Annotated in this window: 10 protein-coding genes; 7 read left to right on the top strand and 3 right to left on the bottom strand. The window is 56.2% G+C overall.

Going from position 1 to position 17,014, the window contains the following annotated elements; translation table 11 throughout:
* Window positions 1-6 precede the first annotated feature (6 nt).
* Window positions 7-2,550, top strand: a complete 2,544-nt coding sequence (locus IEN85_RS13860; protein ID WP_191617678.1) for a type II secretory pathway, component PulD — start codon at window positions 7-9, stop codon at window positions 2,548-2,550.
* A gap of 106 nt (window positions 2,551-2,656) precedes the next feature.
* Here the strand turns inward: IEN85_RS13860 and IEN85_RS13855 are convergent, their stop codons facing one another.
* On the bottom strand, window positions 2,657-4,147 hold the full coding sequence (locus IEN85_RS13855) for a coiled-coil domain-containing 22 family protein (protein WP_191617677.1): 1,491 nt from the start codon (window positions 4,145-4,147) through the stop codon (window positions 2,657-2,659).
* Between the two features lie 166 nt (window positions 4,148-4,313).
* On the opposite strand from IEN85_RS13855, the gene IEN85_RS13850 reads away from it, so the two are divergent.
* The gene (locus tag IEN85_RS13850) at window positions 4,314-5,204 is read left to right on the top strand and encodes a 5'-3' exonuclease (RefSeq protein ID WP_191617676.1); all 891 of its coding nucleotides are present in this window, start codon (window positions 4,314-4,316) and stop codon (window positions 5,202-5,204) included.
* A 118-nt stretch (window positions 5,205-5,322) separates the two neighbouring features.
* On the opposite strand, the gene IEN85_RS13845 is transcribed toward IEN85_RS13850, so the two are convergent.
* Window positions 5,323-6,102, bottom strand: coding sequence for a hypothetical protein (locus IEN85_RS13845; RefSeq protein ID WP_191617675.1), 780 nt, complete (start codon window positions 6,100-6,102; stop codon window positions 5,323-5,325).
* Window positions 6,095-6,637, bottom strand: coding sequence for an RNA polymerase sigma factor (locus tag IEN85_RS13840; protein ID WP_191617674.1), 543 nt, complete (start codon window positions 6,635-6,637; stop codon window positions 6,095-6,097). Before IEN85_RS13840 ends, IEN85_RS13845 begins: the two co-directional genes overlap by 8 nt.
* Window positions 6,638-6,800: 163 nt before the next feature.
* Between IEN85_RS13840 and IEN85_RS13835 the strand changes: the two genes are divergently transcribed.
* The 5 genes from IEN85_RS13835 (at window position 6,801) to IEN85_RS13815 (ending at window position 17,010) form a co-directional block, all read left to right on the top strand.
* Window positions 6,801-8,390: an NAD(P)/FAD-dependent oxidoreductase gene (locus IEN85_RS13835; protein ID WP_191617673.1), complete on the top strand. Its 1,590-nt coding sequence runs from the start codon at window positions 6,801-6,803 to the stop codon at window positions 8,388-8,390.
* Between the two features lie 11 nt (window positions 8,391-8,401).
* The gene (locus tag IEN85_RS13830) at window positions 8,402-9,136 is read left to right on the top strand and encodes a pseudouridine synthase (RefSeq protein WP_191617672.1); all 735 of its coding nucleotides are present in this window, start codon (window positions 8,402-8,404) and stop codon (window positions 9,134-9,136) included.
* A gap of 409 nt (window positions 9,137-9,545) precedes the next feature.
* The gene (locus IEN85_RS13825; protein ID WP_191617671.1) at window positions 9,546-12,791 is read left to right on the top strand and encodes a TonB-dependent receptor; all 3,246 of its coding nucleotides are present in this window, start codon (window positions 9,546-9,548) and stop codon (window positions 12,789-12,791) included.
* 354 nt (window positions 12,792-13,145) lie between these two features.
* Entirely contained in the window at window positions 13,146-15,560 is a 2,415-nt protein-coding gene (locus IEN85_RS13820) for a glycoside hydrolase family 88 protein (RefSeq protein ID WP_191617670.1), read from the top strand.
* Window positions 15,561-15,564: 4 nt separating this feature from the next.
* Entirely contained in the window at window positions 15,565-17,010 is a 1,446-nt protein-coding gene (locus IEN85_RS13815) for a glycoside hydrolase family 28 protein (RefSeq protein WP_191617669.1), read from the top strand.
* Window positions 17,011-17,014: the final 4 nt, after the last annotated feature.

Here is a 17,014-nt window from a genome sequence, read left to right as displayed (position 1 = left end):
AACCACATGACTAAGAAGACGCCAACACTTAGGTACCTCGTTCGCTTGTGCAGTCTCGGTTTCGCTTTGGCGATCGCCGCTGGCTCGTTCGGGCAGGACGACACGGAAACTAAAATCCGACTGATGACCGAAGCCTTGCAGGCCCGCGATTCGGGTAACCTCATATTGGCGAAGGCCAAGTTGGAGGAGCTCGTCGAGATCGCGCCCAACGATGCATCGGTTAAGCGGATCTTGGGCAGCGTGGAACGTTTGATCGAGAACCAAGGTTCTAGCTCGGGCGCGAGCTCGACTTCGACTGAGGACCGGAACGCGGCGCTCCAGCGCGAGGCTGAGTACTTGGCCAGCTTGGAGACGGAGCGTATCGAGAAGTCCATGCAAAGTTCGCGAGAGATGCGGGAAGTGGCTCGCCGCCAAGCCAATCGAGGCGAGTACGACCCTGCCCTGCGTACCATTTCGCGGGCTATCTCTGGTCTGGAGCCGAATCCGATGACCCAAGTGCTGATCGAGGAGTTGAAGCGGGACGAAAGAGAGTTTCTTCGCCAGAAGTCCCAGTACTCGGCGACGACTGCCGATGGCTCTCCGGGGTCGATTTCTGTGCATGAGGCAAGCCCGGATTTCGTGAAGCTGCAGCAGCAAATCGAGGTCTTGAACTTGCGGGGCCGCAGCCAGTTTTTCGCTGGAGATATCGAAGGTGCGGAAGCGACCTTCAAGCAAATCGAAGCGCTGGATCCCAACAACGCCGTCGCGAAGAATTTCCTCATCCGCATCGCCCGGGAACGCCAGGAGATGGGCTACCTCAACAAGCTCAAGACGCGCGAGCAGCTTTTGCAGGAGGTTTCCAATGCTTGGCAGCGTCCCAGTATCTACGAGGAGCGTCCGGGAATCGAAGTTGTGGATACGGTAACCCTTCCCCTCACCGAGAAGCTGAATCGCATTATCATTCCCAGCGTGAACTTCACGGAAGTGGAGTTGAGCAAGGTGGTGAATACCTTGAGTGCGATTTCCGAGCAGTTCGATGCCACGGGCCTAGGTATCAAGGGGGTTAACTTGGTCTTGATCGATCCCGAGCGAGCGAACCCCACGGTAAACATCACGCTGCGTAACTTGTCCCTCAAGCGGGTCCTCGACTTCATCGTCGACTCGGTTGGCTTCCAATACGAAGTGGAGGCGGATGCGGTAGTGGTGCGACCGGGCGGTGAACGCACGAATTTGGATACGGAATTCTTCCCGATCTCGCGTTCGACGGTGATCCGTATGACCGGTGGAAGCTCGGGAGCGGGAGGTAGCGGGGTCTTTGACGATCCTTTCTTCACGGATTCGGGAGATCGCGTGCGAGAGCAGGGGATCGCCAACGATGCACAAACCATCCGCGGCTTCTTGCAGCAGGCGGGGGTCGACTTCGCCGGAGTGGAAGGAAGCACCTTGGCGTACGACGGTTCGGCTATGATTGTTACCCAAACGCGTCGTAACCTCGAGCGTATCCGCAATCTCCTCAACCGCTACACGGACGTGAAGCAGGTGGAGATCGAGGCGAAGTTCCTCGAGATTCAGGAGGGCGCGTTGGAAGAGCTTGGTTTCGACTGGGTCATCGACGAGAGGGGGGCTCAGACGGATCCTGCCTATGAGACCGGCGAAGTTTATCGTTCTTCCTTGCGTACGCTCGCCAATGCCGCCGCTCCGGGAACGACGGCGAGCCAGATCACGATCGACTCGGATTCGTTTTCGCGTGTCGACGACATCTCGCCCCCCAGTTTGCCCGGCAACAAGTTGTTGGGAGCGAACTCGGTTCCCTTCACTAACGTGATCGGCAGCATCGATGGGGTTAACTTGAACGTGGCGATTCGAGCTCTCTCGCAAAAGTCAGGCTCGGATCTGTTGAGCGCGCCGAAGGTGACGGTGCTTTCCGGCAACCAAGCCAAGATCAACGTCAGCCAGGAGTTCCGTTATCCGACCCGCTACTCCGACACGGAGAGCGACGTAGGCAGCACGCGTGGCGACTCCGCGAGCGCGGGTGTGACGATCACGCCGGGAACGCCCGAAGACTTCGAAACCCGCAACGTCGGGGTTGAGCTCTTCGTGACTCCAATCGTGGAAGAGGACGACTACAGCATCACGCTCGACCTCAATCCCCGCGTGACGGAATTCGAGGGCTTCGTCGAGTACGGTGGTCCCAGTATCGCGATTTCCGGAGGCACGACCGTTAAGACTCCATCGGGATTCTATCAGCCTATTTTCGCGGTCCGCGAAGTGGAGACCAAGGTCACGATCTGGGATGGAGCGACTGTCGTCATGGGCGGCATGACGCGCGAAGATGTGGTCACGGTGAACGACAAGATTCCTTTCCTCGGCGACATTCCCTTCATGGGAAGGCTCTTCCGCTCGGAGGGCGAAAGCTCTGCCAAGCGTAACCTGCTGATTTTCGTGACGGCAAACATGGTGAGCCCAGGTGGGTCTCCCAAGCGCCAAACGCTGCGCGGGGTGCAGCCTGGATCCTTGTTCCAGAACCCAACCTTGGTCACGCCAAGCGGCAGCGAATCTCGCAGCCAATAACGGCATCTAGATTTCAAGTAGAAAAGGCACGTCCACTGGGGCGTGCCTTTTTTAATAGTCTCGGGTTGGGATGCTCGCGTGAAAAAGGCGCTCTCGCATCTTTTCCTCAGCTAAGCGGCTCGTTTCCAATCAGCTGCGATTGGATGTCTACTGCGTCGTCCTCCTCGCCAACACCGTCTTCGTCGCCAATCGGATAGGCGAAGCTGAAGTGGAGCTCCTTCTCGCTGGGGCGATCGATGTCGATTTGGCCGCCGAGCTGGACGGCCAAGCGGTTGGCTTTGTCGACGCAAGCGGGGTCGCTGAAGGTAAGGTCGCCCTCGCAGGCGACGTCGAAAATCAAGTGTTCGGTAGTGAGGTCGATCCCGAGCGTGATTTCTCCCTCCTCGACGGAATTGACCGCTGCCTGGGTGAGGGAGTGCATCAGGCCGAGCAAGGTTTCGTCGGCGATCTCGATACCGAGGTCGGTGTCGACCGTGTAGGACATATGCGCATCCATGGCCCGCGGAGAGAATTCTTCGATGATCTTCTGCAGGACCGTTTCCACTGCGTAAGGATTCTCTTCAGGGACTTTCTCGATAGTGGCTTCTGGCTCTGCTTGAACGGAAAGACCGATTTCGCGATGACCTGCCTGGAAGGAATCCTCCGTTTCCTCCTCGATTTCGATGGTTGCGATTTCGGCGACAACCTCCTCAAGCTCCGGTTCGACCTCGCCTGTCGTTGCGGGCGCTGGAGCTGCAGCTGGCTCGCGAGGAGCGTCGATCTTCATGTCGGCGGGTTGGCGATCGAGAATGGCCTGGAGCGTGGCGAGCTGCTTCTCTGCTTGCTTGTGGATCTGCTCGATTTGCGCGGCGATGGTTGAGATCGGCGTGTTGTTGCAATTGTCGCGCAGGCCTCCCGAAATTTCGTTGATTAGGGCGGCTGGCTCCTTGAGTTCCTGCACGAAAGAGGGGAGCCACAGCGATTTCAGCGAAGCTGCTGAAATGGCCCGTTCCATTTGCGCGTAGATTTCTTCGGCTCGTTTCTCGACCTCGACCCCGATCTTAGTTTTACGCTCGTTTTCGAGAGTGGTTTCGAGCGCCGTATTGGTGGCCTTCAAGGTTTCGCGCTCGACCCTCAATTCGGACACCGCTTGCACGGCTTCCTCGTTTTCGGCGCTGATCGTTTGGATTTTAAACTGGGCGGCTTCCAGCTGGGATTTGAGATCTCGCACTTCTTCCTGGAGCTCTTCGGCTTGTTGTATGGCCTCGCGGGTCTTCAGGTTGTTGGCCTCGATCGCGTGCTTGATAGTGTCCTCCTCCGCAGAGTTGCTACGTGTCTTGAAGGCAAATCCGTGCTCGCAGTGGCTGGCGTTGGTTGCCAGCTTTTGCAGTGGGCGGGCGATTTTCTTGAGGGAAAGAAAGTAGGCGAGTCCGTGGCAGGCTGCGATGAGGCTGCCGACCGGGACCCAAAGGTTCAGCTGGCCGGAGAGTCCGAGGCTTGCGGTCAGGCTTTCACGAGTGGCTGCTAGGGCGGGCAGGGACATGAAGACAAGCCCGGACACGGTCGCTCCAGCGGCGATTGCAGTGTGGATGGAGAGGGTGGATTTGATGTCTTTCATAGGTGGATCTTGGTTGAAGGGCGCTTTTCCCCTTCAACTTCATCGGTCGCGAATGGCCCAACTGGATTTTTCCGCCAAAAATAGGTCTGGGTATTGTCCCCTAGAATCTCTGGTAAGCAGGCTCGTTTGGGTTTGATCTGCGGAGGGCTCTGGCATTCGCTGCGTCATGGCGAAATATCTCCTGATCGACGGATTCAACATGGCGTTTCGCGCCTTTTACGCGGTGAAGGAACTGCGTCGTTCTGACGGCTTTCCGACGAACGCCCTTTACGGTTGGGTCCGCTCGATGTGGAAGCTGCTCGATGACCAAAAGGCGGACCATGTGACAGTGTTCTTTGACCTTGGCGGAGCGCTGGAGAAGCTCGAGCTTTTGCCGGATTACAAGGCGAACCGCGGCGAGACCCCCGAAGAGTTCGAGCAACAGGTGCCGATTATCAAGCAGCTTACCCGAGCCATGGGGTTTGGCCTAGTCGAACTGGAAGGAGTGGAGTCGGACGACCTGCTTGCTGCCTACGCGACCCGTCTCGTCGTCAAGGAACCGGACGCCCTCGTGCAGATCGTGAGCGCGGACAAGGATTTTGCCCAGTCTGTCACCGAGCGAATCCATCTTTTGCTGCCACCTCCAACGGCTAATCCGCGACTGGGTTGGCGGGAGCTCGATCCAGCTGGCGTGGAGGAAAAGTGGGGCTTGCCGCCGGAGAAGATGGTCGACTATCTCTCGCTCATTGGTGACACCTCCGACAATATTCCCGGGGTGCCAGGCTGCGGTCCGAAAACGGCGGTGAAGTGGTTAACCGAATACGGAGACATCGATGGCGTGATGGCCAATGCCTCGGATATCAAGCCGCCGCTCTTTCGGGAACTCCTGCCAACGCTGAAGGAGCGCATGGAACTCAACCGCAAGATCATCGGCTTCAATCTGACGCACCACGAGGGTGAGGAACTCGACACGGGAAGTTTGGATTTGGAAGCCCTTTGCAAAATCCTCGAAGAGATGGAGATGAAAAGCCATCATGCGGAAGCGTTGAAGCGCTACTCGCAGGGTGAGCTGTTTTAGGCTGGCGCTGCAGAGAATCGTTCTATGGGGGCGGCGCTTGCCAGCGACCGCAGGAGATGGATCCTGCAGCGCGGTCGCCGGCTGAAGCTCGGCGCTACGTTTGACGCATGACAGTTCACTAGCGTATTGCGGATAGGGGATCGTTTCCAGGCGCGTAGCTGGCGAGGAACTGTGACATCTCGTCGACTGTTGCCTTGGCCGTTAGCACGAAGAGGTAGTCTTGGTCTCTCCATTTGCTGACGGTCCAGCCGTTGTCCTGCTGGGCGTATCCAATTTGTTCCGACGCCTCGAATTCTGGAAAGTCGTTTTCCATGCCGATAAAGAGGTGGTAGACGGTGTCGGCATTGAAGCACATAAGGGCCACTTTTTCTTGGGACCAGTCGAGAGGGCGGCAGCCCACGCCTTCCAGGGCTAGGAGCTTGGGCGGCAGTTGGTCTGGGAGGTCAAAGCCGTTTTGGGTCAGCCAAGTCTGCAGCTTGGAGGTGTCGCGGTCGAAGTAGGAGAGGCGTGGCCCGTCGACGGAGTAGTCGAAAGCCCTTTGGGCGAGCGGACCGGTATAGTCGTCGCTTCGGTCGATTCCGTATTCGAAAAAGAGGTACGAGCAAAGGACGAACGCCGCGGCGATGGAGAACCATTTGCGAGCTTGGGCGAAGCGGAGGCGTTTGCGTTCCTTTTCGGCTATGGTGACCTTGAGCGCGGAACGCAGGTCGGCGGGCACTTCAAAGCTGCGCAGGGAGGCGCTCAGGCTCTGGTCGGCCTGCTTTTGCGACTTCCACCAGCTGGCGAGCTCCGGATCGTTTGCGGCGACGGCTTTGGCGGCGTCGAACTGCGGGTCGTTGCTGGGCTCGTTTTCCAGCGTGTAGCTGCTGAGGATGAGTTTTGCTTCCTGCTTATCCATGCGAAGACTTTCTCTTTTCGTCGGTGAAGGAGACGATTTTCTCTGTTGAAACGGGTTTTGTAAGTTGGGCTCGCAGCATCTCCTTGCCTCGAGCGAGTCGGGACATGACGGTTCCGATCGGGATTTCGAGGATGGCGGCGATTTCCTTGTAGGAGTAGGACTCCAAATAATAGAGGGAAACCACTTGGCGGTATCCGTCTTTGAGTTGGAGGAGGCTGTCCATCAGGTCGCGGGCGTCGGTAGCCTTGACTTGGTCGCTTGGCTCGTTGTCGGCCTTCTCCGCGGGGGCGGTTTCTTCCCAGGAGTCGAAGCGGGAGCCCCGCTTGGCGATGCGCAGGAATTCTCGGTAGAGGGTGGTATAGAGCCAGGATTTGACAGCTGCAGCGGAACGGATGGAGGCTCGTTTTTTGGCGATGCGCAGAAATGCCTCCTGCGTCAGGTCCCACGCGTCGTCGCTAGAGCGCGTCAGGCTCATGGCGAAACGGTAGAGGTTCTGGTAGTGGTCGTCGACGACCGTTTGTAGTTCTGGCGGCATGGTTCTGGGCGAAGTCTTGAGTGATGCTGGGTCCTTTGACTTCTTGAGAGCTACCTGCAGCCTGATTTATTCCGCAAAAAAGGCGAGCGCCTAGGCTTCTTTGTCGCGAGCGGCTTTTTATTCGATTGATCAAGGAAAGGCTGCTGCTATCAGGCTTTTGCAAATGAGTAAGCCGCAGATTCGAACCGTAGACATCGTGCTCCCGCTGGAACAGTCGGAGGACGTCGATATTTGGAAGCGGAAAGCGGGCCGAAAGCTCAAGATCCACCCCAAGTCGATCGTGGACATCCGCTTGCGCAAGCACTCGATCGACGCGCGCAAGGCTCCGGTGAAAATACAGCTGCGACTGGAGCTATCTACTTCGGGCCCTTTGCCGGAAGACCCGGTGCTGGAGCCGAGCTACGCCAAGCTGGGGCAAAACGTTCGCAAGCTGGTTATCGTGGGCAGCGGCCCGGCGGGAATGTTCGCGGCGCTGAGAGCGATCGAGCTCGGCTGGAAACCCATTTTGCTGGAGCGCGGCAAGGACGCGATCAAGCGCCGTTTCGACTTGGCTCCCATACTGCGCGAAGGCCGCGTGGTGGAGGATTCGAACTATTGTTTTGGCGAAGGTGGGGCGGGAACTTTTTCCGACGGAAAGCTCTACACCCGGGCGACCAAGCGAGGTCCGGTTCGCTTCGTCTACGAGACCTTGGTGGCCCATGGAGCGCCGCATCGAATCTTGACCGACGCCCACCCGCACATTGGTTCGAATTTGCTGCCCAACGTGGTGCGGGCGATGCGAGAGTCGATTCTCTCCGCGGGCGGCGAGGTGCATTTCGAGACGCGAGTGACGGGGTTCGTCCGTTCTTCCGACGGCAAGAAGCTGGTGGGCGTGGTTTCGCGTGACGGACGCGAGTTCGTGGGAGAAGGCGTCATCCTGGCGACTGGACACAGCGCTCGCGACATCTACCGATTGTTGCGCGACGAGAATATTCGCCTGGAGCAAAAGCCGTTTGCGGTAGGCGTGCGCATCGAACATCCGCAGCCGTTGATCGACAGCATCCAGTACCACTACGAGCGTGGCACGGAGCGTCCCCGTATTTTGCCGGCCGCAAAGTACCGTCTCGCGACCAAGATCGAGGATCGCGGAGTGCATTCCTTTTGCATGTGTCCGGGCGGTTTCATTGTTCCGGCTGCAACCGAAAACGACGAAGTGGTGGTCAATGGAATGTCCTTGGCTCGCCGGGACTCGCCATTTGCCAACTCGGGGCTGGTGGTGACGGTTGAGCCGGAGGACACCCAGGCGTTTGAGGCGGAGCATGGAATCCTCGCCGGTTTGGCCTTTCAAAAGGATTTGGAAATTCTCGCTTCGCGAGCGGGTGGCGGTGTCCAGAAGGCGCCCGCCCAGCGAGTGACCGATTTCCTGGAAGGAAAGCTTTCGGCGAACCTGCCGAAGACGAGCTATTTTCCCGGATTGACCAGCTGTCCGTTGCAGGAGCTGATGCCGGATTTCATCGCCTGGCGCATGAAGGAAGGTTTGCAGCAGTTTGGCGCCTCGATGAAGGGCTACCTCACTGAGGAGTCGTGCTTGATCGGCTTCGAGACACGCACCAGTTCGCCGGTGCGGATCCCGCGCGACGATGAAAGCCTTCAGCATCCGGAGTTGCCGGGGCTTTATCCCTGCGGCGAAGGCGCGGGCTTTGCGGGAGGGATCGTTTCGGCGGCGCTCGATGGGGTGAAGTGCGCTGAAGCGATCTGTTCGCTTGCGAGGTAGACGAGTTGGGCATGGGGTATCCAGCGACAGCCAAACGTTTGCCATGGGCGAGGGGAGTGAAGCTGCTTGATTGCGATGCGAACGGATTGCTGGCGGTCGAAAAGCCCGCTGGAGTACTCTCGCATCCTAACAAGAAAGGCGACCGGGAGAAGGCGTTGCTGAACGCTCGCTATGACGAGTCGCAGCAGGCGTACCGGATTTTGGATACGGAAGGCGAAGTCGTTTCGACCGTTTACCTTCTGAACCGTCTCGACTCGGCGACCTCTGGCATTGTGTTGCTCTCGCTTGTGGAGGATACCGCGCGTTCTGTTCTCAAGGCCTTCGAAGAAAAGAAGGTCAAGAAAACCTACCAAGCTCTCGTGTTCGGCGCTCCGCGTGGCGGTCCTCTCGTGTGGAAGGATCGAATCTCGGTCAGGAAGGCGCAAGGCGGTTTGCGAGCGTCCACAGGAGGCGGGTTGAGCGCGGAAACGAAATTGGCGAAGGTGGAGCCGATGGGCGGGATGCCGCCAATTGCCCGCTTGACCTTGCAGCCAATCACGGGTCGGACCCATCAGTTGCGTATCCAAACTTCCAAGCGGCATGTTCCCATCGTGGGGGATCGCACGTATGGCGACTTTCAAAAGAACAAGCTCGCTGCCAAAAAAGGGATGAAGCGTTTGTGTCTCCATTGCGTGGGCACGGAGCTGGAATACCGACTCGGAAATAGGGCGTTCCGTTTCAAGGTCGCTTCCAAGGCTCCTTTTTAATGCGAATAATTTTGCCCCTGCGGTTTGAAAATCGGGCGAATCAAGCTATCTAGTTAGCTGTGTCAGCTAAGTGTTTGTCGGGGGATACCCCAGACACAACACGTGTTGAATACGACTTGTACTCCATTAGCCCCCCAAGCTGATTTAACGTAAATTATCCCTGTCAGGATTTTCCGAATGGATCGGATTGGACGTGCGCTAATGTTTAGAAAGTAAACAAACATGCACGTGTTGGATTTTTATAGCCCAGTTGATTTAGCGATTTCAAAAAACTGTTTGACATGGGTTTAGCCGTTCAGCACTTCTGTAAACCTACCTCGCCAATACCCTGCGCCCGTCCTTGGGCATTTTTTTTACCCCCTAAGACAAACACGTGTTGGGTTTGGCAACCTCAAAAGAACACAAACCTATGATGTCCTACCAAGAACCTACCCTTGGCACGGCTTTGCTCCGTGCATCGCGGGCGGCGTTTAAGTACGTCCCGCTTTTCATCCTGTCGGTCGCGATGGTCGCGACTGGCTTTGCGCAATCGACTGGCTCCATTCGCGGGCAAGTCAAGAACGCAACCACTGGCAAGCTCGTCTACAATGCGGTCGTAACGATCGAGGAGACCGGGCGTGAAACCAAAACCGACGAGTACGGTGTGTACCGCTTCTCAAATGTTCCGAGCGGCGAGTACACGATCACTGCAGACTACGTGGGCATGCGGGGCAAGCCGGTGTCCGTGACCGTTGATTCTGGCGTTAGTTCAAGTGGCGATATCCTCTTGGTCTCGCGTCGTGCGGCGCAAGAAGTCGATGAGGAGGAAATCTTCGAATTGGCCGCCTTCGAGGTCGACGGCAGCGAGAACTATGACGCCAATGCAATGGCTCTCAACGAGCAGCGCCGTTCAGATAACCTGGTTGTTGTGCAGGACGCGGATGCTTTCGGCGAAATTGCGGAAGGCAATATCGGGGAGTATCTCAAGAACCTCCCGGGCGTATCTGTTGAGTACGTCGCGGCGGACGTACGCTCCATCAAGTTGCGCGGCATGAGCTCCGCATACACTCAGGTGACAGTGGACGGTTCGCAGATGGCGAGCGCTGGTTCCGGCAATGCGATTCGTCGGTTTGAGCTCGAGCAAGTCTCTCTCGCGAACGTAGACCAGTTGCAAGTTTACAAGCTGCCGCTGCCAGATATGTCCGCGAACTCCATTGGAGGCTCGGTCAATTTGGTGAGCAAGAACGCCTTCGCGATGGGCAAGACGTTTAGCTACAAGGCATCGTTGAACGTCAACTCTGACTACTCTATCACTGGTAAGTCGCCAGGTTGGCCGAGTGATGTGGAGCGTTCAAAGACTCTACCGAACTTTGAGTTGGCTTACTCGGATGTTTTCATGGACGACCGCCTCGGTCTTGCTGTGACTTACAAGCAGTCGAACATGGCAAATCCTCAAAAGCGATTCCGCTGGAGAGACTGGCAGGAAAAGCCTGACGGCGGTAACGGTGATGTGGACGATATCTACTACACTCGTTTGCAGTTGCAGGACGGTCCTAAGAAGACTTCTCGCGAGTCTTTCTCTGCCAACCTCGACTACAAGATCAACGACAACACGATGTTCAGCCTCAAGGGGCAATTGAACTTCTACGATTCCACCTTTATCAATCGTAATACTGATTGGGGTCTTGGAGACATCACTCAAGATGACATAGACAACGGCGATTTCCCTGCGTACACGGGCGCTCCGACTGGTGAAATCAGCAATCTCAGCTACGCGTTTGGCGAGTCTAACCGTATCTCCCACGGAGCTTCCTATCGTGGTAAGTTCGGTAACACGTATCACATCGATGCGAACGTGAAGCAGCACCTTGGCGAGTGGACGATCGATTACGGCGCAAGCGTGTCGGAAGCGACCAATCACTACCGCACGGCCGATCGTGGGTTCATGATTTACGGCTTGGCCGAACGAATCGACAACGAGTACGTTGAATTCGACATGACGGAAGGGCCACTCGCGGCTTTCAATGACTTCACCGTTTTCGATTCCGACATGAACCCTCTGCCGAATCGTGGTCGTATCTACGAGCAGACAGAGCTTCGTCAAGTTTGGGACCAACCGAAGGACTCGGTGGATATAATCTCTGGTTTCCGCGTGAATGCCAAACGTAACTTCACCTTTGGTGAAAACCAAGGCTTCTTCAAGTTCGGTGTCCGTACTTCCCGTCAGCACCGCGAGGCGGCTGAATTCAGGCTCCGCTGGGAGTACAACGGCTACAACGAGGACGGTCAGCAGCTCTGGATGGACCAGTTTGTTGACAATGTCTTCAAGGATCAGGTTATCGATTTTGGATACGAAGGCTTCGACTGGCCGAGCGGCAGCCAACTCTATGACTACTTCAATGCGAATCGCGATCAGTTCGATTTCGAGGAAAGCACCGCGGTCAACCATACGATCTCTCGTTACTACGAGTTTGATGAAGACATCAACGCCGCTTACGCGATGGCTAAGTTCGAGTTCCTCGACAACAAGTTCTCTGTCTTAGCAGGTGTACGCTACGAGGAAACCAGCGCCAGCGGTCTGATGCCGGTGCGTGGCAGCGCCAACAACTACGTCAATTCAAGGACGGATTACTTCTACGAAAGGGTCCAAGCGTCCGATAGCTACGATAGCTTCCACCCAAGCGTGCACATCAAGTACGACGTGAACGACAAGCTCTTGCTCCGTCTCAGCTACGCCAACACCATTGGCCGCGCTGACTTCGGTTCCATGTTCGGTGTAACTGAATTCAATGCGCCGCAGTATGACAATGGCTTGGATCCTTCCGATCCCGGCTATGAGCTGAACGACCCCGACACAACTATGGGTCGCGTTTCGGTAAGAAATCCTGGCCTGCTTCCTCGCGAATCGGACAACATCGACCTCACTGCAGAGTACTACTACGACGAAACTGGATTTTTCGGAATGTCTTTCTTCCAGAACGATATGACGAACTTCATCCAGACTCAAACGCGCGAGTTGACTGCTGATGACCTCACCACTTGGGGACTGCCAGACTTCGTATTTGGACGCACAGCTGTGACTCAGGCGGACATCGACAATTATGGTTTGGATCCAGAAGATCTTAACGGTGGTTTCGACTATGAAATCAGCGTTCCGACGAACGTCGCCTCGGCAAAGATCCAAGGCATGGAGGTTAACTGGAGGCAGGATCTCAACATGTTCGGAGACGTCTTCAAGGGGTCTAGCATTTACGCCAATGGTACCTTCCTCTCGACCGACGCCGAAGTGGGTGATGCTTCACCATACGCCAACGATTTGCCTGACTTCATCAAGCAAACATACAACTATGGCTATCTTTTCGAGCGTGGGCCATGGGACTTCAAGCTTCGTTGGAACATTCAGGGACCAGAAATTGCGGGATCTCGTACTTTCGAGGTCAATGGAGCTGAGCAGAGAGCCGGTCTCTATCGTTTGGAGCGCACCTCTATCGACGCTGACTTCGGCTACAAGATCAACGACCGCATTTCGTTTTTCGCGAATGCTCGTAACATCAACAATGCCCCATTCCGCCGTGGCTACCGTATTGAGAACGCTGCCGGCTCTTTGCAGACCGTGCTCGAAATCGAAGAGCGTTTTGGCATCCAGTATCTCTTCGGCGTAAAGGGTAAGTTCTAGTCGCCCGACCTTTTACACTAGTAGTGTACCAACAATATTCGTGATTTGTAGTTTGCGCGGGAGAGGGGATTCCCTCTCCCGCTTTTCTCTGAATGTAACAAGTTTTTAAATACGGATCTAATGAAACGGAACGTTGGCTTGGCGCTTGGCCACCTCCTAGGAAAGGAGAACGAGCCTCAAGCCTACGTTTTGACTTACGGATAGTGGTTACAAGAGGGGCCATGATGAGATGAACGCTTTGCTGCTTTTTAGTTTGCGATGTTAAATGATGATCTTTCCGGCGCTCCGGGGGGCGTGCCGGGGAGGTTTGTTCACCTTTGCTCCTCTTGCTAATCACTATCCCACTTTTATCATATGAAGCTAGCTATCGCACTTACCACTGGAATAGGAATAGCCCTTGCAGGCTGTTCGAAGCACGAACCTCTGGCTCGCGTGGAAATTGAAAATTCCACCGAAACCCAGCGGATCGACGAGGTTGTGGACCTGCGCTTGGTCGACCTTGGTTTGCGTCTGGGCGACGACTCCGCGGAGGGTATTGAGGCCTTTGCGGGCGGCTCGCCGGTGCCGGCCCAGGCTTGGGATAAGAGTGGGGACGGGGTAGCGGACACCTTAAGCGTGTTGCTTGACCTCGCTCCGGTCGAAGGCAAGTCCTTGGAGCTGCGGCACGCTTCCGGATCGCCCGCAAGCTTCAAGCATCGTACGCAAGCCGAGATTTCTCGTAAGACAGGAGGCGAGTGGCAAGGGCGCGAGTATATCGGTGGGCACTTCGAAAACGTACAGTCCCTAGAGACGCCCCCTGAGCACACGGACCACTCTTGGTTTATCCGATATGAAGGTCCGGGTTGGGAGAGCGACAAGGTTGGTTATCGTTTCTATCTCGATTGGAGAAATGGCTTCGACATCTTTGGCAAGCTGACCCCTGAGTTGGTGTTGCAAGACGTGGGGCAAGATGGATTCGATTCTTACCACGAACCAGCTGACTGGGGCATGGATATCCTCAAAGTGGGCTCCTCGCTTGGTTCTGGCGGGTACGGGCTATGGGTTGATGGAAAGGCGGAGCGAATATCTAAGACGGACAAGCTCAGTTGCGAGATTTTGGAGAACGGTCCGGTTTTAAGCCAATTTCGGGCCACCTATCATGGTTGGGAGGGATCGAACCAACCGAAGATGGATCTTGTAGCAGATCTGTCCATACACGCGGGGAGCCGTTTGACTTGGGTGCGCTTGCGTCCCAGCGAGCAAGCTGGCCAGTTTTGCGCGGGCTTGGTGAAACACGATGGAACCGAACTCATTAAAGGGGATACGGATATCACGGGTGAAGCCTACACTTACCTCGCTACGTGGGGAAAGCAGTCGCTGGACGGGAGCGATCTTGGAATGGCGATTTTGCTGCGGAATAAGGATTTGGATAAATTCGCGGAGGACGAATTCAACGATCTCGTGGTATTCGAGGAACGAGTGAAGGGGATTGAGTACGCGTTTTTGGCCGCGTGGTCTAAGGAACCGAACGGAATTTTCAGCAAGGAAGCGTTCATAGCCTACCTCGAGGAAACCGTCGAAAAGCTGACGATTCCTTCCCGTGTGGATGTGTATTCAAGTATGGATACAGCTGAAAAGGCAGGCGAGCTCGACTCGGAAAAGGCTCTCTATTGGACCAAGCGGATGGGCGACTCCATTCTCGAGCGCCGCGGCGATACGCTCGCTTACGGGCAGTACGATCCGGAGGCGGAACGTTACGCCAAGTGGAGCTACACGACTGGTTTGATATCGAAAGCGGTGCATGATTTGGGCGAAGCCACAGGCGAGTCGAGCTACTTGGATTGGGCGGAGTCGGTCATTTCGTCCTATGTGCAGGAGGACGGTACGGTATCCACTTACTCCTTCGACAGCTTCAACATCGACCAGATCAATTCTGGTAAAATGTTGCTCGAGTTGCATGCGTCGACGGGCGAGGAGCGCTACCGGATTGCGGCGGATCACCTGCGCAGACAGCTGGAGGAGCATCCTCGTACCAAGAACGGGGCTTTCTGGCACAAGAAACGTTATCCATGGCAGGTGTGGCTCGATGGCGTCTACATGGGCATTCCCTTCATGGTTGGCTATGAGCAGGCCTACAACGATTCGGAGCATGTAGCGGAGGCCGTGCACGAGTTTATCGTATGCGAAGAAGAGCTACGCGATCCTGAGACGGGCTTGTATTGGCATGCTTGGGACGAGTCGCGGCAGCAGGTTTGGGCGGATCCCGAGACAGGACGCTCCGCCTATTTTTGGGGCCGGGGCCTAGGTTGGTTCGCAATGGCTTTGGTGGATACCTTGGAAATGCTGCCGGAGGAATCGAAGGAAGCGGAGGACTTGCGCCGTATCCTCGGTGACTTGGCGGAAGCCTTGGTCAAGGTGCAGGATCCAGAGAAGGGCGTTTGGTACCAGATACTTGATCGCCCAGATGCCCCAGGCAACTATCCAGAGTCGTCGGCGAGCAGCATGTTCACTTACATGCTGGCGAAGGGAGTGAACCATGGATGGCTGGACGAAAGCTACAAGGCTGCAGCCAAAAAGGCGTTCTCTGGAATGCTGACTGAATTCGTCCGCGTACATGCGGACGGCACGACGAGCTTGGATCACCTTTGTCGCGTGGCTGGACTGGGCTATGGCCGTGACGGGAGCTACGAATATTATATGAGCGAACCGGTGGTTGCGAACGATCCGAAGGGGATTGGGCCCTTCTTGATGGCGGGACTGCAAGTTTCCACCCTATTAGAGGAAAAGTAATTTTATGAGAGGATTAAGATTTGATCGGTTGATAGCGAGTTCGGCTTTAGCCTTCGCGGCCATTGGCTGCTTTGCGAAGGACAATGCGCCAGCCAGGCAGGTCTCCCAGGATGAGGCATACGAATGGTTGGTCGCGGGAGAGATTTTGGAGCGGATCAAAGCTCCGACCTTCGCGAACCGGGAATTCAGCATTCTCGATTACGGAGCCCGGGAAGGGGTTGAGGGAGGTGCGGGCGATGCCATTGCCAAAGCCATCAAGGCCTGTAACGAAGCAGGAGGCGGCAAGGTCGTAATCCCTTCGGGGACTTTTCATACGGGCCCGATCCATCTGCTCAGCAACGTGAACCTGCACTTGGAAGAAGGTGCGGTGGTCAAGTTCACGACGGATACTAGCCAGTACCTGCCCGCAGTGTATACTCGATGGGAGGGGGTAGAGTGCTACAACTACTCGCCTCTGATCTATGCATTCGAGCAGCTCAACATTGCGGTGACGGGCAAGGGAACTTTCGATGGCCAAGCGGGCGACGACCATTGGTGGTCCTGGAAGGGGCGCGAAGAGTGGGGATGGAAGGAAGGCATGCCGCACCAGAAGGACGGCCGAGACCGCTTGTTTGCCCAAGGGGAAGCCGGGGTGCCGGTGGAGGAGCGCGTGTACGGGGAAGGCGACTATCTGCGACCAAGCTTCGTGCAGCCCTATCGATGCAAGAATATCCTAATCGAAGGCGTCACCTTTATCAATTCGCCCATGTGGGAGCTCAATCCCGTGCTCTGCGAGAATCTCACTGTTCGCGGTGTCACCGTCGTGAGCCACGGTCCCAACAACGACGGCTGCAATCCCGAAAGCTGTAAGGACGTGCTCATCGAGGACTGCCATTTCGATACGGGAGACGACTGCATCGCCATCAAGTCGGGGCGCAACAACGACGGACGCCGCGTCAACGTTCCCTCGGAGAACATCATCGTGCGCAACTGCAAGATGGTGGAAGGACACGGAGGGGTCGTGATTGGAAGCGAGATTTCGGGTGGCGTCCGCAACGTGTTCGTAGAAAACTGCGAAATGAGCAGTCCGAATCTCGACCGGGCATTGCGCATCAAGACGAACTCCATTCGTGGCGGGCTCATCGAGAACATTTTCGTGCGCGACGTGGAAGTGGGCGTGGTCAAGGATTCGGTGATCAAAATAAACTTCGTCTACGAGGAGGGCGACGCAGGGGACTTCGCTCCGGTGGTCCGTAACATGGTCGTTCGCCGCTTGATCAGCCGCGACAGCAAGTACGCGCTTTATTTCAAGGGCTACGAGCACACCCCCATTACGGATGTGCACCTCATCGACTGCCAATTCGAAGGCGTGGAGAAGCCCAGCGTCCTGCAGCATGTCAGAGGGCTCCAGTTCGACAATGTGCAGATGAACACAGGGGCTAAGACGGATATCTGGGGCAATCCTCTCTGATTTA

Origin of the sequence: Pelagicoccus enzymogenes, assembly GCF_014803405.1 — a bacterium.
Lineage (GTDB): Bacteria > Verrucomicrobiota > Verrucomicrobiia > Opitutales > Opitutaceae > Pelagicoccus > Pelagicoccus enzymogenes.
Note: the sequence above shows the minus strand (reverse complement) of the source record. Positions and strands in the feature narration are given on the sequence as shown.

What these genes read in the sequence shown, in the direction of transcription:
- IEN85_RS13860 (WP_191617678.1), top strand. Translation starts at nt 7, where the DNA reads ATGACTAAGAAGACGCCAACACTTAGGTACCTCGTTCGCTTGTGCAGT.
- IEN85_RS13855 (WP_191617677.1), bottom strand. Translation starts at nt 4,147, where the DNA reads ATGAAAGACATCAAATCCACCCTCTCCATCCACACTGCAATCGCCGCT.
- IEN85_RS13850 (WP_191617676.1), top strand. Translation starts at nt 4,314, where the DNA reads ATGGCGAAATATCTCCTGATCGACGGATTCAACATGGCGTTTCGCGCC.
- IEN85_RS13845 (WP_191617675.1), bottom strand. Translation starts at nt 6,102, where the DNA reads ATGGATAAGCAGGAAGCAAAACTCATCCTCAGCAGCTACACGCTGGAA.
- IEN85_RS13840 (WP_191617674.1), bottom strand. Translation starts at nt 6,637, where the DNA reads ATGCCGCCAGAACTACAAACGGTCGTCGACGACCACTACCAGAACCTC.
- IEN85_RS13835 (WP_191617673.1), top strand. Translation starts at nt 6,801, where the DNA reads ATGAGTAAGCCGCAGATTCGAACCGTAGACATCGTGCTCCCGCTGGAA.
- IEN85_RS13830 (WP_191617672.1), top strand. Translation starts at nt 8,402, where the DNA reads ATGGGGTATCCAGCGACAGCCAAACGTTTGCCATGGGCGAGGGGAGTG.
- IEN85_RS13825 (WP_191617671.1), top strand. Translation starts at nt 9,546, where the DNA reads ATGATGTCCTACCAAGAACCTACCCTTGGCACGGCTTTGCTCCGTGCA.
- IEN85_RS13820 (WP_191617670.1), top strand. Translation starts at nt 13,146, where the DNA reads ATGAAGCTAGCTATCGCACTTACCACTGGAATAGGAATAGCCCTTGCA.
- IEN85_RS13815 (WP_191617669.1), top strand. Translation starts at nt 15,565, where the DNA reads ATGAGAGGATTAAGATTTGATCGGTTGATAGCGAGTTCGGCTTTAGCC.